Source organism: Bythopirellula polymerisocia, assembly GCF_007860015.1.
GTDB lineage: Bacteria > Planctomycetota > Planctomycetia > Pirellulales > Lacipirellulaceae > Bythopirellula > Bythopirellula polymerisocia.
Map to the genome: position 1 here is coordinate 470,330 of NZ_SJPS01000003.1, position 19,888 is coordinate 490,217.

Below are 19,888 nucleotides of genomic sequence, written 5' to 3' on the forward strand. Positions count from 1 at the left end.
AATTCCTTGTAAAATCGTGAGCTGGTGTCTTCAAAGAAGTGGTATATCGTGTCGACAATCCTTGTGCCTACCCAGTCCGCTTGGCTCGCCGACGCATGAACATGACCATGCCAATCGCGACTAGAATCAGCGAACTCGGCTCTGGCACGACGATCGAAGTCGTATACACACCGCTCGTTCCATCTGTGAAGCTAGCTGCAAAAGCAAGGACGCCTGCGTCGAGCGAGTCGATGCCAAATCGCAGACCGCTCACGCTTCTGCCGTCGAGCGTATCTCCAGTTGCGACGATTTTAGTCAGCACGTCTTCAGAGATTGATTTCGCGTAGATTCCAGTTTGGCCTTCTGAGTCCAGCCCCTGAAACGCAATCATTGATCCAGATACGGAAACAGAGGGGTTCCCGTTGAAGAAGAGCTGTGAGAAATTCCCGTTGCCCAAGGGGACGGATGTATTGAGATCCGCCACGCGAGTGAGCATGCCACCCTCCGCGAACGCAGCGTAAATACCTTCCTGACCGTTGTCTCCGAGGCCCTCGAACGCCACGATCGATTGGGACAAGTAGGGGAAATAGAAACTTCTAAAAGTCCCGATTCCATCGGGGATTGCGAAACTGGCGTCAGCCACGCGGACGATTGATCCCTCCGTGACGTCTCCAATGTAGATCCCAACTTGCGAATTGGCACCCCGTCCTGTCCATGCCACCTTGTTGCCATGCAGCGCCACGCCTGGCTGCCCCAGTCTCTCAAAGACGCCAACGCCACCTGGAATTGGGGTGTTTCGGTCGGCGACTCGCGTTAATGGTCCGCCGCTGGTCGACCCAACGTAAATGCCGCGCTGGCTGTTACCAACATTTCCACCGCTGAACGCCACCGTCGAGCCCGATGCAGATTCAAGACTCATTCCGGAAAAGGTTCCAGAGCCATTCGCTATAGCGGTATTTTGGTCTGCAATTCTGGACAACGTCCCGTCTGTCATTGAGACAGCGTAAATTCCAAGTTGATCGTTGCTACCTCTGGCCCGAAAGGCGACGATAGACTCCGATGAGGATCTTGGACGTTCAATTGAAGTGAAGTTTCCAATTCCAGCTGGAATTGCGTCATTGAGGTCGACGATCACCTGGAGCGATCCGCCTGTCGACGGGCCAACATAGATTCCTGCCCCACCATGAAAAGCCACCGTCGAACCAGAAATGATTGGCTTGTCAAAACCATCAAAATTCCCGACGCCATTTGGTATGGCCGTTGACGTATCGGCGATTTTAGTGAACCCTGCAGCAAGGGCCACTGGACTGGTGCCCCAGGCAAGAATCAGCGTGATCAAGTACATCCGCACCCAAGATAGATGCGACCGGATGCTTGAGATTAGTGTGAGAGTAAGGTTCATAGAGTCCTCGTAATCGAGTGTCTAATGGCACATGTGGGTTGGATAAGTGATGCGATTTCAGGGCAAAGAGAGCTAGTTATCGAATTCTGCTGGGAGCCTGGCAGTGAGGGGTGCTCTTTTTGAAGTCCAAGTCAGCTGTGGTCGTATAGCTCCTACAAACTAAGTGCGTATTTGGACTGGTGCGCGTCCCCAATAATCTTGAAAAAAATCCCAATTTGTTTCTCATGCAGAAACTGAGCCTGATTTGGCTACAGGGAGCAGGATGCTGATCTCATGTGGTATGGGGCACTTGAGAAAGAAGAACAGCAGAAGATTTCTGCCGAAGCACTCTAATTCGAGCTATAATGAACGGCGAACCAGCTGCGGATGTAATCCCAGTGGCGGTACGCGGTTTTTCGGGACATTTCCAGTATCCGACCCGCTTCGACAACTGAAATGCCTGTGAACAGCAACAGTTTCAAGAGTTCGGCCGATTGCGGATCATTGATTGTCAGACTCTCGATCGCTTCGTTAAGATCGAGCAGTATTGCTGGGTCCGTCGGCAAACTAAACAAGAGATCGCAATCAGAATATCGTTGTTTATCACCACCTCGTTTGATTGCCATTTTCTGGCGGGCATGCTCAACCAAAATGCGCCGCATCGCCTCGGCCGCGACACCAAGAAACTGCCCGCGACTTTCCCAGTTTTTGGCAGTTTCGTTGTCAACGAGTCGCACATAGGCTTCGTGCACCAAGGCGGTTGCCGATAAGGTGTGGTCCAATCGCTCGGCACGCATCTTGCTACCGGCAAGCCGTCGCAGTTCCTCATAAACGGCTGGAAACAGATCGGCACCTGCTTCGGCGCGACCCTCTTGAATTTGCTGGAGGATGAGCGTGACATCGTTCATAGGTTGTAGTATAGCTGGCCTCCGGAGCATGATCCATCAAAGCCCAACGAGTTTCCATAAGCCACGAAAATCAGTGGGCTACGGCTGGGAACGGACTCTAGTAGCATCAATCAGATCCCCGAAGCACCATACTTCGGGAGGCGAAATTATTGACTATGGCCGCTCGGTTCAGAGGTCGCAAAAGACACTTTGCCAACAGCAGCCGGGGGTGCACGACCTCCTTCAGTTTGGCGACTTGCGAAATGAGCGAGGTTGCATCAACCTCGGCGCCAAACCGAATTGGCAAACTGCCGTCGGTGAAAATCACCTCTTCAGTTAGTGCCCCCCTAACGGGGGAAGCGTCGACGGCCATGGAGAAACCGAGAAACGTCAGTTTCTTGGACACCGATCGCCATCAGCAATTTGGCTGATGAATTTTCTTGTGCCAACGTCACTAGGATATTGCCCGAAATCGACGTGCCGAGAACTGACCGAAAATCAGCTGCTAGGTGCAGCTGCCCATGATCGTTTGCTTGGAACAGCCAACTGGACACGGGGGACCAATGCCCGGGCACTTGCTACTTGCCGCTGTCTTCATCAACACCGTGCGAGAAATTCACTTGATAACCTTGGGCTTCCAGAGTCTTTTCGTAATCCAGCCGTTCCTGAATCTTCTCAAGCAGCCGATTGAGGTACTTCTGCTGCATCGTCCCAGGCGACATACCAGCGACGCGGAATTCTTCCCCCTCCGAGGCTGAAACTTCAAGTTGCATGAGGGGCTTGCCCATCGCAAATTCCATGAGCAACCGGGCAGCCGCCACGGAACCGCCCAAGGCTTTTTCCCGCATCGCATCGACGATCTCAGCCAGCGCACCAGGACCAAGAGCATGGCAGAAGGCCTTCATGTAGTACGCTTCTCGTTCCTTGCGAGGTCTGCCCGGTCCACCAGGATTGCCTTTGGTGAACTTTCCATCCCGCCCACGGTCGCCTGTTTGAATATCCATCCGTTTTCCTTGCCGTTTAAACGGTGTCTTCGATGAAGGACATAATGCTCGCCTTGGTGGCCTCGCTGAGGGTCGGCCAAGCATCTGTCAGAATTGCCAGTTCTGGATCGGAAATTCGCGAATTTACTTGCACCTGAGCCTGCACTTCATCAGAAAGTATTGCTTTTCCCGGTGAAAGCTGATGCTGTTCGAATCTTGTGTCGCCCACTTGACGTAAACCCTGCCGAATCAAGAGTTTCTGTTACTTGCCGATGGTCGGCAGTGCGGCTTTCCCCATGCTTCACAAACGGTAATTACCGTTTGTGCCAAAAGCGAAGGAGACCTGTACTATGCCGTGGCCAAGCAATCATCTTCCTAAGTACCGCAAACACCGTGGCAGTGGCCAAGCGGTGGTTACTCTCAACGGTCGAGATTTCTATCTCGGTCCCCATAGCACCAAAGCCAGCAAGCTCGAATATGACCGACTAATCGGAGAATGGCTTGCCAGTGGACGCAATTCACTGCATGGGCCGACTGGTGAGACCACGGTCGTTGAACTTTGTACCCGCTACTTACAGTTCGCCAAAGGCTACTATCGCAAGAATGGCCGTAACACCAACGTCATACCTGCCCTAAAGTGCTCACTAAGGTATCTCCGGGAGTGGTACGGCAAGCAACCAGCCGTGGAGTTTGGACCACTGGCTCTCAAAGCGGTACGGGAACGCATGGTCGAGGAGGGTCTCAGTCGACGCTATATCAACGACCACATCGACCGCATCAAGCGGATGTTCAAGTGGGCGGTTGCTGAAGAACTCGTTCCTTCCTCGGTTGCTCAGGCTCTTTTCGCGGTCTCAGGACTCCGCAAGGGACGATCAGGTGCCCGCGAAACGGAGGCGATCCTGCCGGTGGACGATGCCATCGTGGAAGCCACCCTGCCCTGTCTTCCCGAGGTAGTGGCCGATATGGTCCGGCTTCAGCGAATCACCGCTATGCGTCCGGCCGAGGTCTGCATCCTCCGCCCGTGCGACCTTGATCGAGCCAGTGACATTTGGCTCTACCGACCAGGATCTCACAAAACTGAGCATCACGGTCGAGACCGCGTGGTGACACTTGGCCCCAATTCACAGGGAATTTTGCTTCGTTACTTGGCTAGGGATCCTCAGACGTTTTGTTTTCGCCCTTGTGATAGTGAGCAAAAGCGGCGGGCTCTGAAGCACTCCGACAGGAAAACGCCGTTGAACTGTGGCAATCGCCCCGGCAAAAATGGCAAGCCCAAACCTAAGCGGACCGCAGGCGACCAGTACGACTCCTGCAGCTATCGACGTGCCATTCATCGTGCCTGCGACAAGGCCTTCCCTCACCCCGAACTTGGGAGCAAGGTCCGGAAGGATATGACCGACGCCCAGGTCGCGGAGCTGAAGAATTGGCAGTCGGACCATCATTGGTCACCCAACCAACTCCGTCATGCTGCAGCCACAGAGATCAGGCGGGAATTTGGCCTGGAAGCGGCTCAGGTAGTCCTAGGGCACAGTTCGGCAAACGTCACCCAGGTCTACGCAGAGCGAGACTTCGCCAAGGCCTTGGAATATGCCCGCAGGAGAGGATAGTCAGTGCAAGTACCCCGGCCAGTGGCACCACCATCCACTGGCCGGGGCTTTCTTTGATCAGTGCATCTGAACGCGATGAAATGCAATTGATTGCAATACCCTATTACTTGTAGAGATGATTGACCACTTAGCGATTAGAGTCCAAGGCCTGCCTAAGGCCTCTCAGTTCACGTGTAACGCTCGTGGATCACATGCGGTGGTAAATCTATTCCTTCGGCATGAGATGCGTCAGAAGAGCTTGTAGGCCATTGCTAGTTGGGCGGCTCAACCAAATAAAGTCTGAAATGAGCAGGCCAGCCCATCGAAACTCAGTCAGCTCGAATGGGTTGAAAGACACCTTGTGGCTCAGGGGGGCCCACCGCCTTGGTTTTTTTACCATCCGCCCCCCCAGAATCGGTTTGAAGTACCTAGTTATCCACTGCAAAACCGCGAGTCCCATTTTCGGTGTTAAGATAGGCTAGATTAGTGCCAATTGCGAAATTGGCTGTTCCAACATCTTCAGGCTCAGACTCACGACGTAGGTAATGGCGTCCTGTTGGAAAACTTCCTTTCAGGTCGCCCCCAATTCGTTAGGCAACTCGGTGCCGAGGTCCCTGTGCATGTCGCGTTCAATGTCGGCAAGGTAGCCTGCAAATAACTGCTCGGGTTCGTTGCCGTCCGACAGCATGGCAATAACGGAAACCGCGTCCCCATCGAATAGGATTTCCTTGTGCGGGTCGCAGTCGTAACGGCTGGCCAGATAGGCCCGCATCTCTTTAGATAGTGGCATGGGTGTTTCCCTTTCGAGATAAGCACAGGACCCGTTATTGCTGTTCATGGCATTTCGCTCCCGGGGTGAGAGAGCCAAGATGCATATACGCAAGTACCCTACAAGACCTTGGTTGCTGTCTGCCGCCATCTTGTGTTCAGAGGGTCAATGGTGGCCCCAAGTGGTTTGCTGGCGTTGGTGGGTAGCTACGCCCAAGTTCCGGGGTTTGGCACGCCGACGCTAGATACGGCAAGCTCTCCAACTAGCGGCGGCGTCTCTTGTGCGGGTTACGGCAACCGGGTTGCGTGCAGAGAACACGCCCTCATTTGTCGTTTGGGCAGAGCCAGTCTGGAGCTCGGATGCCAACGACGCGGGCGCCGTCAATTTGATACCGTCGCTGCAGAGGTCATCCTCACCTCCATCAATTCGGGCTGGCCGTTCGTGAGAGCGGGTGGTCCATCGAATGTCGCTAGTTTAAGCGAGTTGCTGGTTCTCCTGTGGCGCGATCGCATTGGTTATGCAGTGCTAGCGATGCCGCCAAATTATCTGGGCCGAATTAGCGAACGAATCCATCGCTAGCACGCGTAGAAGTAGATGATGTCTGCTGGTCATGGGAGCCATGCGTTCTACCGGTTTTGTAGCACCTTTGTGTGTTGAAGGGGCAATCAACGGCCGTATCTTCTTAGCCTGGGTAGAACAACACCTTGTTCCCACGTTGAAGCAGGGGGACGTGGTCGTGATGGACAATCTCTCCAGCCACAAGGTGAAGGGAGTTGTCGAGGCGATCGCAGCCGTGGGTGCTGAAGTGCGTTACTTGCCACCCTACTCGCCGGATCTCAATCCCATCGAGTTGGCATTCAGCAAGTTCAAAAAGCTCTTACGGGATGGAGCCCAACGTACCATAGAAAAACTAACCGAACTCTGTGGAAGAGTTCTCGATCTATTCACCGAACATGAATGCCGAAACTACCTCCGACATTGCGGATACCGCTACAAATAAACGTTGACGAGACTAACACGTAAGGAGAGAATCATGTCTGCTTTTGTGATTATCGATAACGACGACGGATTAGTCGTAGCAAAAGTTGAAGAGGGTCAAACTGGCGAACAAGTCGCAGTTGCCAATGCAGGAGTGCTTATTGATGCAGGACCATTTTCGTCCTACGAAGATGCTTTTGATGCCATGCAATTGATACCTGATCCACTCGATGATTTGCACGGTGCTGTCTGACTAATTGATTAGCTGTCTTTTCCAGAGTGGATCTTTTCTTGCCATTGAACTGCTAGTTGGGCAGCTTGCCGATATCGTTCGAGGAGTTGCTCGTATCTTTGGGGAGCTTCTTGTGCAGAAAACTCTTTTACAGCAGCGGCAAAGTCCAGTTGGCCATTGCCTCCTTTAGTGGCAAGATAGTCCTCCCTGATAAACTCTCTGTCAGCTTTCGCTCATTAATCTGGGTAAGCAATTTCAGGTAGGCGCCCGGTGGCTCGATGCGTTCAGGCGGTCGATAGTGAGGCGAACTATCACTTTGAATCGCAGGATGAGCACGAAAACTGGCGAAAAAACTATCCAGCGCAGCAGCTTACGCAGATTGTAGCCCGCGGCGGCCAATAGTGTGTTGATTTGGTCGCCCGTTTTACCCGTCAGATAGTTGCGACACAGTCGGTTGTCGCTCTTGAGGTGACCAATGGTCGGCTCGATCGCCGCGCGACGTTTCAACATGCTGCGGAACGTGCGCGTTGCTTTCTTGGGAATGGTGCGCACCACATGCACCATAGCGCTGCCCGTGTAGTTGTGGCCACGGTAGCCTTGATCCACTACCACGTCGCCAGGCGATGTCCCTGTCAATCGTTCGATCTGTGTGATGGTACCCTGCAGGGTGTGGCCGTCGTACGGATTGCCATGCAGGGCGTGCGCACCAACGATCCAATTGCTCTTGCTGGTGGTCGCCACGCTGGCCTTGCAGCCAAACTCGTAACGCTTGTGGGCCTTGCCTTTGGCAATACACTCCACCTCGGGGGCATGTACGCTGTACAGCTTGTGCTTGCTATCGCGGGTCTGTTCCAGGAGACGATGTGCCAGGGCCAGGAGTTCTCGCAAGGGCTCATCGGCGATTTGTCCTCTTGTTTTACGTGCCTTGCGTTCAATGTCCCGGACCACTCGACCGAGCAGCGTTTTCAGTTTGCGGGTCATTTTGGCGGCCCGCTTCATCTGCCGAGCATGCGCATAACGGCTTTGCATAAACAGCGTCTTTTTCCCGACAAAACGGTAGCTTTGCCGTATTGGAAGGTTCAGTCGCTTTGCCTGACGAATCAAGGCGATACGCATCTTGTGGTACAGCCGGGCATCGGTGGGGAAGGCAATTGCCTTCTCTTGGACGGTCGTATCGACATTCACCTGCGCCAGCTCGTGGGGCTTCATGGCTTTCATGGAGAGGGCTGCCTGGATTGTTGCTGCCAGGAGCTTTTCCAGTCGCTCAGCACCCACCCGCTTACGCCACTTGCTCATCATCGACGAATCGACCGGTGGTTCGTGCTGCATGTACTGGCAACCACAGAAGTATTGCCAATACGGATTCTCCACCCAACGGGCGACGACCGATTCATCGCTTTCGTTAAAAGTGTGCTTGAGATACATCAGCCCCACCATCAGACGCGTGTTGACACCGGGGCGACCAAGTTCCTCGGCGTAGCACGAGTCGATGGCCACATCGAATTGCTGCCAATCGATCTGCTGGGACAGGATGTAGAGCGGGTGCTCAGGATTCAAGAGTTCGCTCAAGTGGGCGCCAAAGAGTTGACGCTGGGGAGTCGACTTTTTCGGTTTCATTTTTTGCCAGCTTCTGAGACCAAACGGATCAAAACCTGGCAAATTTTAGCGCGATCTCGATGTCCTTGCATCCCCTATTTCAAGCAACAAAAAGATTTTGAGAGGGACGACAAGATAATCTGCGGTTTGCCGAGTTCGTTCACGCAGGTCTTTCCATTCACGCTCGAAGAAATCATGCATAGTTTACGCCTCCAGCCCATAATCCTTAATTTTCCGATGTAGCGTGCGAACACTGATACCTAAGCAGTTGGCAGTTTGAGCACGATGGCTATCAAATTGTTCCAAGGCTCGTCGAATCGCTTCCTTCTCTATATCTGCCATGGTCATTCCTGGCTGAATCACCGCTTGCACAGTTTTTGCACCACTAATGTGAGGCGGTAGATCACTAAGTTCGATTTCGTGCCGGAGGCAAAGCACGATGATACTTTCCAGAGTATTCCTGAGTTCTCGAACATTGCCTGGCCAGTCGTATGCTTTTAGAGCCTCAAACGCTTCATTCGATATATCTTTGACAGATCGATTATTCTCTTTCGCAAGCTGGTCGATAAAGTAACGGACTAGGAGGGGGATATCTTCTCGGCGTTCTCGCAGAGGCGGCAGGCGAAGTTCAATTACCTTGAGTCGATAGTATAGGTCCTCGCGAAAGTTCCCTTGCTCGACGCATTTGGCTAGATCTCGATTGGTTGCGGCTACCAAACGGACATCGACGTCAATTTCCCGCGTACTTCCAACGAGCATGACTTTCTTGTTCTCGATGGCCCGCAGGAGCTTGCTTTGTAAACCGAGTTGCATTTCGCCGATTTCATCGACAAATAGAGTTCCTCCCTGTGCAGCCTGAAATAGCCCTTCGCGTTTCGTGCTGGCGCCGGTGAAGGCTCCTTTCTCGTGGCCGAAGAGTTCGCTCTCGATAAGCGTCTCGGGAATAGCTGCACAATTGACAGGCAAGAAGGGGTTCTTTCGCCGTGTACTATTGGCATGAACCGCCCGCGCTACCAATTCTTTGCCAGTGCCACTTTCACCAATGATGAGTACAGTACTGTTGGTGTCGGCGACCAATTGGATCTTCTCAAAAATCTGTCGCATTGCTGGACATTGGCCAATCATATTCGCCAAGCCGTTGCCAGCATTCAGTTGACGGTGTAGTTGAGCAATCTCTTTGGCCATTGATTGCTTTTCGAGTGCCATACGAATGCGATGCACCAACTCTTGAGGCTTGACGGGCTTGATAAGATAATCGAACGCCCCTTCCTTTAAGGCCTCGACAGCCGATTCGGCGGTGCCATGACCTGTAATGAGAATTACTGTAGCATGAGGGGACTTCTGCTTAGTCAGTTTGAGCAGCTCTAATCCATTGGTGCGTGGCATTTTCAGATCGGTAACGATGACCGAGATGCCATCATGAAGATGAGCGAGAGCCTGTTTACCATCTTCTACAGCAATGACATCGAAACCATCATCCTCCAACCATTCTTCCATGGCGTCTCGGCTTTGGCGATCGTCGTCCACAAGCAGTATCCGGCCAATAGAGTCCAGCGTCATAATCAATTACCTCGTAGCCTTTTGCAAGGCAAGTTCCTTGAAGATACGCTTCACTGTCTCACGATGTTGGCCAACACTTGGCAGAAGAATCACAAACGTCGTACCCTCCTGAGGTCTGGATGTGAAGGATATATTCCCGCCAAAATCCTCGATAGTCCGCCTCGCAATTGCCAGACCCAATCCTGTTCCACCCGACTTGGTCGTGAAATACGTCTAAAAAATGCGTGGTTGATCTTCGAGAGGAATACCACAACCGTTATCCTCGACCTCAATGCGTACTTGTTTACCATAAGCACTTGTTCTCACCCAGAGCGTGCCCCCCTCCGGCAACGCATGACGAGCGTTGACAATCAGATTCAATAAAGCCCGCTTGAATTTCCCCCGATCAACCAGTACTTGAGGCACTTTGGAATCGAATTCACGAACAATCTTTACTCCGGAACGCTCAAGTTCAAGATCCTCGAATTCAATTACTTGGTTCACAAGATTAGTTACATTGCTTTCCTCCAGATGGTCATTTGCCGGTCTGGCGAGGGAAAGAAAATCGGTAAAGAGCTGTTCCATATCCATGGCGAGTTCATCAAGCTTATTGACTCGCTCTAAACTCTTCGCGTCGTCAGCGGCACTTTTTCGTAAGAGTTCTATGCGGGTTTGCAAGGCATGTAAAAGGTTTCTGGCCTCATGGGCAAATCCTCCTGACATCGTTGCAACCTCGGCAAGATGATCCAAACGTGCTTTTTCAGATCGATCCTTGCGGTCACGACCAATGAGCCACCTTAAGGCAAGAGAGATACCCACAAAAACCATCAGCTCGAAGAAGAAGTTGTACCACAATCCCGGAATAACACTTCGAGCTATTTCTTCAGGTAGGGCACGAAAAATCCAGAGGGTGGATACTATACGCGAAAGGAGTACAACAGCTAAAGCTGCTGTTAGTAATGCAATGATAGGTCCTCTAAATGATCGGATCATACCTATATTCTAGGGTAGTTAGATCGATCTTCTCCAGTGGTGAAAACAAACAATCGCAGCTAGTTTACTGACGGATTCAGCCGAGAGCAGGGCGACAAGGAATCCCCCTGTTCACCAGAACCGGGCTGAACATAGCGCCGAACAGCTCGAAGAAGAATTTGCGAAGGAATGGGTTTTTGGAGAAAACCAGAGGCTCCGTTACTCATAGCCTGATTACGAACGAGTGATCGATCATCGCTGCTCACTACCAGAATCGGAGTTGTCCGATCGCGGCCACGGAAATCTGATATTAACCGCAATCCTCTCGCACCAGGAATGTGGACATCCAATATGATCAACTGGGGGCGTACTGTATCCAAGATTTCGATGGCTTGGTCCTCATTGGTTGCTGAACATACTTCAAATCCTTCATTGGCGAGCACGTCTTTAACTGCTTCAATCCACGATTCGTTGTCATCAATAACAGCTATCATCCCAGCACTCATTCTTCGGTTCTCCATTATCTGGTAGGAGCATCTACCTTGAGTACGACGAACTACGCAGTAGATCAACGTGATGACTGACAGCACCAACTGCAAGCCGGATTTAGCTTGCAGTCGTTTCGGCAGTGATCCGCTATTGCATGTCCTTCATTCTCAACTCATTAGGCAGTACAATCCACTGGACAGCAGATTACTTCGCTTCGACGGGAATTCGCTTCCCCTTCGCTTCTTCTCCCTTGGGTACATGCAATTCGAGCACGCCGCTGTGATAGCGAGCCGAGATATTATCTGCTTTTACTCCATGCGGCAGAGGCATCGACCGCTGGAACTTTCCGTAGTGGTATATCGACCCGTTCTTGCCATTTGATTGCTCTTCGTTGTGCTCAGCACTCACAACCAAATTGTTTCCACGAATTTGGACATCGAAATCATTGGCCTCGAAACCTGGCGCTTCAGCACGTACAACGTACTCAGTATCATTTTCATCAAAATCAACTCCCCAATTCAGTGAACTAAAATGCTCACCTATGTTACCCGACCAGAATTTGTCAATAAGGGAATTGAACTCGTCGCGAAATTGAGCCAATCGATTTTCGAATGGGGCACCAAGAGCTGTTGAAGAGCTTGATTCCTCATGCTGCTTCTTCCAGGGAATTAAGTTGAACATTGCTAATCTCCTTATCTGCTGCATTAAATAAATTGGTAGGGGAACAGTGACTTCCGGCCCAACGGTCAGCAGGCAGCACCACTGAAGTTCTTCTCGCATGTGTTGAATCTAACCCGCCTTAACAGCGATCTTTCGTGGTTTGACGGCTTCCGTTTTGGGCAAATGCAAGGTGAGAACGCCATTTTTTAACTCTGCGGAAATCTTCTCTGTATCAATTGCCTCGCCAATGGCAAACGTGCGATAGAAGTCACCTATACCGTACTCGCCAAGAAGATATTGGGCTCCTTCTTGCCGCGGTGCCACGCAACCGCGAATCGTCAATTCATTCTTCTCAAAGTCGATATGAAGATTCTCGGTAGTTACACCGGGTAAGTCACCCCAGAGAATTAGTTCGTCGTCCCTCTCAAAAATGTCAAACCGTGGGGTGAACATAGGGTTATCTCGGGTATGTTCTGCTTGGGCCACATTGCCCCCTGTTTCTTGTTTCACCATCTCAGCCATTTTATTGCTCCTTCCCATTTTCGATCCTAGGTTCGTTAATTCCAGCAGATTGCCCGGAACCGCGAACGAAGGTATGCACTATTCAGCCTTGACTTGGATTTTGCGAGGTTTACTTGCCTCTTGCTTTGGGAGCTTGATCGTAAGCACTCCATGTTTGAAGCTAGCCTGTACTTTGTCAGGGTCCACCAAGTGAGGCAATTCAATCACACGGGCAAACTTTCCATAGCCGCGTTCCCTGCGGTGCCAGGTCCCTTCCTCACTTGATGGTACTTTCCTCTCACCCTTGAGCGATAGTTGATTACCGCCATTGACATAGATCTCCATATCGCTCAGCTCCATCCCAGGTAATTCAGCCTCAACAAGCAGTTGTTCATCGTTCTCCCACACATTGAGGGCAGGATAGCTACGGGGAGCAAAGGAACTTCCATTTGCCGTTCCATATCTCCCGAAAAGGCTGTTCATTTGATTCTGCAATCGCCCCATCTGTGACTGCATTTCAGTCCAATCATTCCAAGGACTCCAGCGTGTCGCTAACATTTTTCTCCTCCTACGCGAGTGCCGCTTAACAAAGTAAAGAAACAGTTGCTGATGATTTCCACTCCTAAGATTCGCTTTCATGCCTGCGCTCGTAAACTATTGCAAGGGACGTGCCAAAAACATGACTTGGCGCAGTCATCAGGGCATACAACTTCCATAGCGAATTGTTCCGCGGAATCTGCAACGCGTCATTGAGTTGCCGTACTTTATTGGACCTATACAAGTCATTTTGACCTGAAGAGACCGCGATGTCGTCGGCCTTTTTGTCCGATTTGATTGAGACATTATCGATCTCAATATGGGAAAACAGAGGAGATATCAAATTCGAGCAGAAGCCCGGCACGGTTTTTGCGAAAGTCTAGTTCAGGGGATAATGTTGACCCGAAAACGTGTGATTGACTGTCTAGAGTAATAATTCCTTGATGGAGGGGATAAATCAATGACTGTCGCAAGAGTTGGCCAGCCTGGGATCGAAGCGACTTCTCAGCTTGCCGATCAAACCCAAGTTGCACGTGAAGCAAGGACTCGGATGGTTGTGGCGACTCGGGAATTGGAAAATGCCCTGGCAGCGGCTTCGTGGCATCGAGAAGATTTATGGCATCAACATGTGCATGATACGCTCGTCGTTTTGCAGACCTCTCTAAGTGACACATGCAATTCTGCCAATAGCGAGGAAAGCCTGATGTCAGAGGTCGTCACTGAGTCTCCTCGACTCGAATCGAAAGTAAGACGCATCCGTGCCGAATATGCCGATTTAGAAAATCACGTCGAGTCGCTACAAGCCTGTTTTTCCAAGCCAGCTGAGAATACAGAGGATGATGTCGCAGACATTCGACAACGATTGGGTTGGTTAATTACAGCTCTCAAACACGTTCAGTCCAAAGAGACCGAACTGCTCTACGAGGCTTTTCAAGTAGATATAGGGCATTGTGATTAGTAATTGGAAAGAAAGTGAGGTGTCTAATGGCTAGTAAAATGCTAAAGAGCTCGTATACTGCTAGGAGAAAGGGCGAGCCCCAAAACAGCCCGAAGCCTCGCGATCAGCCCGACATCAGGCAGTCCAAAAAAACGCAGCGCAGAGTAGGCAACAAGCGAGATTCTGCTGCGCAAAGCAGTCATCCCTTAAGGCCAGCAGAAAAGATTCAACGGCGAGGACTGAAGGTTTCGCTGTCAGCAAATCGCGTTTCCGCGCTGCCGACAGTAGAAAGTCAACGGGACAGGGAGCCAAGCTTCGAAATCACACCACCCGGTTTATTTCTTTTCTGGGGATACTTGACTGGGGTAACTCTACTCATGTTTGCTGTCTTTGACCTGCTTCTTGGCATTCCCTTTTATAATGCAAGCCAAATGTTTGACTTTGGACTCCTCTTCTCGGCAGCTATCCTACTCTATATGAGTTGGGATACCAGTACTGAGAGGCGTCAACAGTTTATCAAGTAATCTCTTGGAAGTTATTTTTGCCACGGATGAAGAAACGTGAAATGGCTTCAATTCGCTGTGATCTTAATCGAATAGCTCGTGTTACCTCAAGTCAGCGAGATTCCTGCGCAAAGTAGAACGTGCTTGATCAATCATTGGGTAAACAATATCCTCGGGCATCTGTAGAATGTTTGCGATCTCTGGAATCTCGAAACCGGAAGCTTCATGCAGCATGAGTGCTTGCCGTTGGCGCTTGGGGAGTTTGTCCAACAATTCTTTGAGCTTTTTCTGTTGTTTTTCTGCCTCGATTCCTTGCAAAGAAACCGCGACCTCCTCGTCAGGCACTAGTTCTTCTAACCTCACCGTGTCGTCGCGCTCGAACACATGCGACATCCAAAAATTCACATCCTCCAAGTCGAGTGCGTTTGCCTCGTCCTCATCGCTCACAGGGACCTCGGCATAGGGTGTCAGAGATACGGGCGGTTCGCTTGAGATTAAGGCATTTAGTCGTTCGTTCAGCAATTCTAAGAGCCAGGCCTCCATGAGCGAGTCGGGCGGACGAAGTTTGAACCTATCGTATGCCAGAAGCAGTACTTCGTCTATCAACTCATCAACGTCGAATTCGGCCTTTGGAACCAACTCTTCCAATTCCAAAAGACTTAATTCGTATGCCGCATGGTCGCGGACCGTCTCCAGGAGCGGCGACAGCATCTCAAAGAAATCATCTTGGCGTTGTTGTTGTACATCTTGCTCAAGAAAGGGAGACGACGACAATAACTCGTGACGGATCTTTCGCCGTCGTCGAAGAAGGTGATCTCGGCGTACGCGTGCCTTATGCCTTCGAATTTGCCTGGCAAGATCATCAATCACTTCGTCAATGACCTGTTCAATACTAGATTTCTCACTAACTGCGATTAGCCTTCCCGTGGAAAGTGTAAGCACAGCACGCAGTTCCCATGAATTGCGACTTGAATGGCCGTAGAGGGTCAGATCAAGACGGCAGCGATCAGACCCAAAGCGAGATAATCGGCGTCTTAAACGGGGCAGTTTCTGTTCCAAGTAATTTTGCGATTGATCTTGCCGCGTTTCAGACCTGCGAAATGTCCATTGCACTTTCATAGTAACACCCTAGTTGGAGGTCATTCACTTTCACCTATGGGTTCTTTATTCTTCCCGGACTGGCGATCGGCCAACTCACGAAATAAGTTACGTAAGACATTCATATTGATTGGTTTCGTCAAATGCTGATCAAAACCTGCTTTGAGGGCTCGCTTCTTATCGCTTTCTTGGCCATAACCGGTGAGCGCCACAAGATAAAGCGATTCACTGCTATGGCGCAATCGAATACGTCTCGCAACCGCGTATCCGTCTAATTCTGGGAGTCCAATATCAATGATGGCAATGTCGGGGAGACGCATTTCCATGGCCGTAAGCGCTGCAAGTCCGTCACTCGCTGAAGTCACATCGTAGCCGTCTAGTTCAAGGAGTGTTTGGGTCGTGTAGCGAAGCTGCTCGTTGTCCTCCACCAGCAGTATCTTCAAATCGGGGGGAGCATCACAATCAGATATATGCCTTGACGATTCAGTAGGTAGAACCGTGGCTAAAGGTATTCGAACAACAAACTCACTGCCTTTACCACGGCCGCTACTAAATACTTGAATGTCACCCCCGTGAAGGTCAACAAGTGATTGCACAAGTGTCAATCCAACGCCCATGCCTCCTTCGCTATGCCCCAGCGTGTTGTCAGCCTGGAAGAAGGGGTCAAAAGCACGACGCTGCAGCTCTTCGCTCATCCCTAAGCCGGTATCGCTCACACGAATGAGGGCCATAGCGTCTTCAGAAGCTATCGTGAACCTGACAATACCTGGTCCTGGAGTATACTTAGCAGCATTCACAAGCAAATTGACCTGCACCTGCTGAAGGCGAGCTGCATCAGCATCGACATAGATTGCGGTTCTGGGAAACTCGGTTACAAATTCATGGTGTCGCTCGGCCATCATCGACCGAACAACTGCGGCAGATCGCTTTGCTACCTCGCAGAGATCAATTACCTCTGTTGTTAACTCAATTTTACCCTGAGTGATGCGTGAGATGTCCAGCAAATCGCCCATGAGGCGAGTCATTTGATCTGCCTGAGTGCTAATTGCCTCAGATGCTTTATGTGCTGTAGGATCTTCCAAAGGAAAGCGAGAAAGCACCTCAACTCCGTTCTTGATCGCTGCGAGAGGATTGCGCAATTCGTGGGAGAGCATTGCCAAGAATCGGTCGCGGTGTTTAACCGCTTGTCGAGCTCGTGTTTCGGCAATTTTCCTCCTCGTGATATTGGTGGCAATACCTGCCACAGCGAATATTCTCCCGGACTTATCTCTTAAAGGATATTTGATACTCAAATACGTGATACCCTTCCCCTTCTTAGGTATTGTCTCCTCAATTTGTAGAATCTCGCCGGTGGTCGCGACGTGCCTGTCATGAGATTCAATATGATCGGCCACATTTCGAGGCAACACTTCATAATCGGTTTTTCCCACTAATTGTAAACCTTTGGTCCCCAAAACGCTCTTGGCCCGACGATTAGCGAGGGTGTACCGGCCTTCCAGATCTTTCACATAGATGAATGCCGGGGCATGGTCAAGAATCCCTTGCAGCTTTTCCTCACGATCGCGCAACTCTTCTTCTGCTTTCTTGAGAGTAGCAATGTCGATGAGAGTCACTACGACTCCGTCAATATCTGCGGTTGATTGGTAGGGAAGAACCTTCAATAGATACCAGTTGTTGAAACGATCCTGTACTTCCTTCTCAATGGTCTGGCCTGTATCGCGAACCCAGCGAATATCCCTAGTTAAATCCGTCCCTCGAAGATTGTTTGAAAACGTCTCAAAGGACCGGCCAACATCCTGAGTTAGAGTGTTAAATACTTTCGCAATTCTTGGTGTAAGTTTTCGGATGCACAGTTCGCGATCCAAAAAGAGAACTCCCACATCTGTGCTGGCTAGCAGGTTCTCCATGTCATCAGTTAGCTCAGTAAGCTCACTGATTTTGCGTTGGTATTCAGCATTTACGGTATATAATTCTTCATTTACTGAATGCAGCTCTTCATTGGTGCTTTGCAATTCTTCATTGGAAGCGACCAATTCTTCATTTGTAGCATGAAGTTCTTCATTGCTGGCTTCCAGTTCTTCGATCGTCGCCTGAAGATTCTCTTTCGTTGTTCGGAGTTCCAGCTCAAGATCGGCGATTCTTTCTTTTGAAACTTCACCTATGTTGAGAGGCTCTGCTGGCAAGCCTGCATTTTGTTCCAAGGTTTCGAAGGTTAGCAGGAAGTGCGAAATGCCTTGACCTTGCGCCGCCAGTGGATACACCATTAGCTTGATCTTCGCCGCCTGGCTATCATTTGAAACGGCCACCGCAGAATAGGATACGGTTGCGCGTTGTTTGGAGGCTCGTTGCAAGGCACCTGATAAAGCAGTTCGGAGGTCAGGTTCCAGCAGATCGATCACATCCGATGAACTCTTTCCTGCTGAGTGGTGAAGATACTTGCCGGCATCACCAAACACATGGACCAGTTCTCGGTCATAATTCAACAGCAAGCCGGACGGTACGCAACTGTCCAGCAACGCGTCGTAGACATGATGCAATGCCCCATCGTGAGAGGATTGTCGAGCATTCTTCGCTGCCGTCGTCGGTTGAAGTGCCGGTAGGCTGGAGATAGGCATAGGAAGTCGCACGTCGGCGGGAAGTCTGGAATCACGCCTTTTCCGAAAAACCTTCCATTGTCGATCCAACACGGAAAACTCTTCTTCCAGTCCCGCCAGACCTTCACTAGGTCCGAGCATCAGTACGCTATTTGCTTTGAGCCCGAAATGGAAGAGTGACAATGCTCGCTTTTGGGCAGCAGGCTCGAAATAGATCAGTAGATTGCGACAGCTTACCAAGTCGAGACGAGTAAACGGGGCGTCCTTCAAGATGTTGTGCTGAGCGAACACAATCATCTGGCGTAACTCGGCACTGACCTGGTATTGCTGCCCTTTTCGTGAGAAGTAATTCTTGAGCCTCTCTGGTGAGACCTCTGCTAGTCTCTCTTCGTCATAACATCCGGTTCCAGCGATGTCCAAAGACGCTTGGTGAACATCGGTGGCAAATATCTTGGCATTAATCGGGCGATTCAAGCGAGTCAAATGCTCATGTAGGAGAATGGCGAGCGAATAAGCTTCCTCTCCAGTGGCGCAGCCAGCGACCCACATGCGTATTTCCTCGTCGGATTTCAGTTTTTGTAATAACTCGGGAATTGTTTGCTGATCTAATTCTTGAAAAGCATCTCGATCCCTGAAAAACTGAGTGACTCCTATTAAGAGGTCCCGGTAAAGTGAATTTAACTCCTCGGTATCTGCAGCAAGTTGCTCGACATAGGAGTCGAAATCAGACGTATGGTTCAGCAACAAACGCCGCTCAATTCGACGGTGGACCGTGCTTTGCTTGTAATGCGAAAAATCGATTCCATAGGCATCACGCAGGAGGCGTAGTAATTTAGCCATCGATGTCTCGTCGATAGGAGGGAGTCTCTTTTGAGCAAGCAGTTCGCTACGCACTGGATGCACGGCGTATTCGGCCAGAGCTGGTCCCATCTCCTCAGGCGACAAGCAGAGATCAACTACCCCTGTTTCCACCGCACTCTTAGGCATGCCATCAAATTTCGCCGTTTCCTCACTTTGGGCCAGAACCAAACCACCGGCCTCCGAGATTTCACGGATACCCCTCGACCCGTCACTTCCAGTGCCCGAAAGAATGATACCTATGGATTGCGAGCCTAATTCGTTCGCTAGTGAGCGAAAAAAAATGTCGATCGGGAGAGTCAATCCTTGGGAAGGGTCCTTGTCAGTAAGAAGCAGCTTTCCGCATGAAATCGCCATTTCCTTCCGGGGAGGTATCAAGTAGATCGAATTTGCCTCGACAAACATTCCATCCTTGACGGTGTGAACGGGAAGCTTGGTATGCCGCACCAACAATTCGTCCATCAAACTCTCGAAGTCAGGCGAAAGATGTTGGACTACTACAAATGCCATACCAGTATCGGACGGCATATGATCGAAGAGTTGCTCCAATGCCTCCAGGCCGCCAGCCGAGGCACCCACTCCCACTACAAATTTTGGCCTAGGGGGATTTATTTCCTCTTGTTGCACTTCCTTGTTCGGCATTGCCTATCATTCTCCGTTCTGGATCGGCGATAGATTTTTCCCATAAATAGATTACCCCTTCAATTAGAGCAAATTGGATACCAATCAATGGATGTTCTGCGGTCACATTTTTGTGCCAATGATGGTATCGTGAAAAAGACGTTCGGCCAATTTGTCACTGTATTTTG

At 50.6% G+C, this 19,888-nt stretch carries 19 protein-coding genes and 1 pseudogene; 5 read left to right on the top strand and 15 right to left on the bottom strand.

Annotated elements, in window-relative coordinates; genetic code table 11:
- Positions 1-67: 67 nt before the first annotated feature.
- From Pla144_RS11435 to Pla144_RS11455, 5 genes are all read right to left on the bottom strand, one after another.
- Complete coding sequence (locus Pla144_RS11435; protein WP_146450802.1) at positions 68-1,381, bottom strand: PEP-CTERM sorting domain-containing protein; 1,314 nt, start codon at positions 1,379-1,381, stop codon at positions 68-70.
- A gap of 329 nt (positions 1,382-1,710) precedes the next feature.
- Positions 1,711-2,268 carry an ECF-type sigma factor gene (locus tag Pla144_RS11440; RefSeq protein WP_146450803.1) on the bottom strand — a complete coding sequence of 186 codons (558 nt, stop codon included), beginning with the start codon at positions 2,266-2,268 and terminating at the stop codon, positions 1,711-1,713.
- A 106-nt stretch (positions 2,269-2,374) separates the two neighbouring features.
- Complete coding sequence (locus tag Pla144_RS11445; protein WP_146450804.1) at positions 2,375-2,653, bottom strand: hypothetical protein; 279 nt, start codon at positions 2,651-2,653, stop codon at positions 2,375-2,377.
- A 172-nt stretch (positions 2,654-2,825) separates the two neighbouring features.
- The gene (locus Pla144_RS11450; RefSeq protein ID WP_146450805.1) at positions 2,826-3,251 is read right to left on the bottom strand and encodes a hypothetical protein; all 426 of its coding nucleotides are present in this window, start codon (positions 3,249-3,251) and stop codon (positions 2,826-2,828) included.
- Positions 3,252-3,267: 16 nt separating this feature from the next.
- A complete protein-coding gene (locus tag Pla144_RS11455; RefSeq protein WP_146450806.1) occupies positions 3,268-3,459 on the bottom strand; it encodes a hypothetical protein in 192 nt (63 codons plus the stop codon).
- A 121-nt stretch (positions 3,460-3,580) separates the two neighbouring features.
- On the opposite strand from Pla144_RS11455, the gene Pla144_RS11460 reads away from it, so the two are divergent.
- Positions 3,581-4,837 (top strand): tyrosine-type recombinase/integrase, encoded by a 1,257-nt coding sequence (locus tag Pla144_RS11460; protein ID WP_146450807.1) that lies wholly within the window; start codon positions 3,581-3,583, stop codon positions 4,835-4,837.
- 550 nt (positions 4,838-5,387) lie between these two features.
- On the opposite strand, the gene Pla144_RS11465 is transcribed toward Pla144_RS11460, so the two are convergent.
- Positions 5,388-5,606, bottom strand: a complete 219-nt coding sequence (locus Pla144_RS11465) for a hypothetical protein (protein WP_146450808.1) — start codon at positions 5,604-5,606, stop codon at positions 5,388-5,390.
- Positions 5,607-5,753: 147 nt separating this feature from the next.
- Between Pla144_RS11465 and Pla144_RS11470 the strand changes: the two genes are divergently transcribed.
- Genes Pla144_RS11470 through Pla144_RS11480 form a run of 3 tightly spaced genes read left to right on the top strand, consistent with a single transcriptional unit; the run spans position 5,754 to position 6,816 of the window.
- Positions 5,754-6,164 carry a hypothetical protein gene (locus Pla144_RS11470; RefSeq protein ID WP_146450809.1) on the top strand — a complete coding sequence of 137 codons (411 nt, stop codon included), beginning with the start codon at positions 5,754-5,756 and terminating at the stop codon, positions 6,162-6,164.
- Positions 6,165-6,204: 40 nt separating this feature from the next.
- Complete coding sequence (locus tag Pla144_RS11475; RefSeq protein WP_197530591.1) at positions 6,205-6,585, top strand: transposase; 381 nt, start codon at positions 6,205-6,207, stop codon at positions 6,583-6,585.
- Positions 6,586-6,618: 33 nt separating this feature from the next.
- Positions 6,619-6,816, top strand: a complete 198-nt coding sequence (locus Pla144_RS11480; protein WP_146450811.1) for a hypothetical protein — start codon at positions 6,619-6,621, stop codon at positions 6,814-6,816.
- A 234-nt stretch (positions 6,817-7,050) separates the two neighbouring features.
- Here Pla144_RS11480 and Pla144_RS11485 read toward each other — a convergent pair whose 3' ends face one another.
- The 7 genes and pseudogenes from Pla144_RS11485 to Pla144_RS11520 form a co-directional block, all read right to left on the bottom strand.
- The gene (locus Pla144_RS11485) at positions 7,051-8,412 is read right to left on the bottom strand and encodes an IS5 family transposase (protein ID WP_146450812.1); all 1,362 of its coding nucleotides are present in this window, start codon (positions 8,410-8,412) and stop codon (positions 7,051-7,053) included.
- Positions 8,413-8,595: 183 nt separating this feature from the next.
- Entirely contained in the window at positions 8,596-9,951 is a 1,356-nt protein-coding gene (locus Pla144_RS11490; protein WP_146450813.1) for a sigma-54-dependent transcriptional regulator, read from the bottom strand.
- Between the two features lie 6 nt (positions 9,952-9,957).
- Positions 9,958-10,923 (bottom strand): annotated as a pseudogene (locus tag Pla144_RS25380) (sensor histidine kinase).
- Between the two features lie 59 nt (positions 10,924-10,982).
- Complete coding sequence (locus tag Pla144_RS11505; protein ID WP_197530592.1) at positions 10,983-11,396, bottom strand: response regulator; 414 nt, start codon at positions 11,394-11,396, stop codon at positions 10,983-10,985.
- 199 nt (positions 11,397-11,595) lie between these two features.
- A complete protein-coding gene (locus Pla144_RS11510; protein WP_197530593.1) occupies positions 11,596-12,072 on the bottom strand; it encodes an Hsp20/alpha crystallin family protein in 477 nt (158 codons plus the stop codon).
- Between the two features lie 108 nt (positions 12,073-12,180).
- The gene (locus Pla144_RS11515; protein ID WP_315851794.1) at positions 12,181-12,573 is read right to left on the bottom strand and encodes an Hsp20/alpha crystallin family protein; all 393 of its coding nucleotides are present in this window, start codon (positions 12,571-12,573) and stop codon (positions 12,181-12,183) included.
- Positions 12,574-12,651: 78 nt separating this feature from the next.
- Positions 12,652-13,110 (bottom strand): Hsp20/alpha crystallin family protein, encoded by a 459-nt coding sequence (locus Pla144_RS11520; RefSeq protein WP_146450818.1) that lies wholly within the window; start codon positions 13,108-13,110, stop codon positions 12,652-12,654.
- Between the two features lie 439 nt (positions 13,111-13,549).
- Between Pla144_RS11520 and Pla144_RS11525 the strand changes: the two genes are divergently transcribed.
- Complete coding sequence (locus tag Pla144_RS11525) at positions 13,550-14,047, top strand: hypothetical protein (RefSeq protein WP_146450819.1); 498 nt, start codon at positions 13,550-13,552, stop codon at positions 14,045-14,047.
- Positions 14,048-14,631: 584 nt separating this feature from the next.
- Here Pla144_RS11525 and Pla144_RS11530 read toward each other — a convergent pair.
- Positions 14,632-15,648: an HPF/RaiA family ribosome-associated protein gene (locus Pla144_RS11530; protein ID WP_146450820.1), complete on the bottom strand. Its 1,017-nt coding sequence runs from the start codon at positions 15,646-15,648 to the stop codon at positions 14,632-14,634.
- 20 nt (positions 15,649-15,668) lie between these two features.
- Positions 15,669-19,721: a chemotaxis protein CheB gene (locus Pla144_RS11535; RefSeq protein ID WP_146450821.1), complete on the bottom strand. Its 4,053-nt coding sequence runs from the start codon at positions 19,719-19,721 to the stop codon at positions 15,669-15,671.
- Between the last annotated feature and the right edge of the window lie 167 nt (positions 19,722-19,888).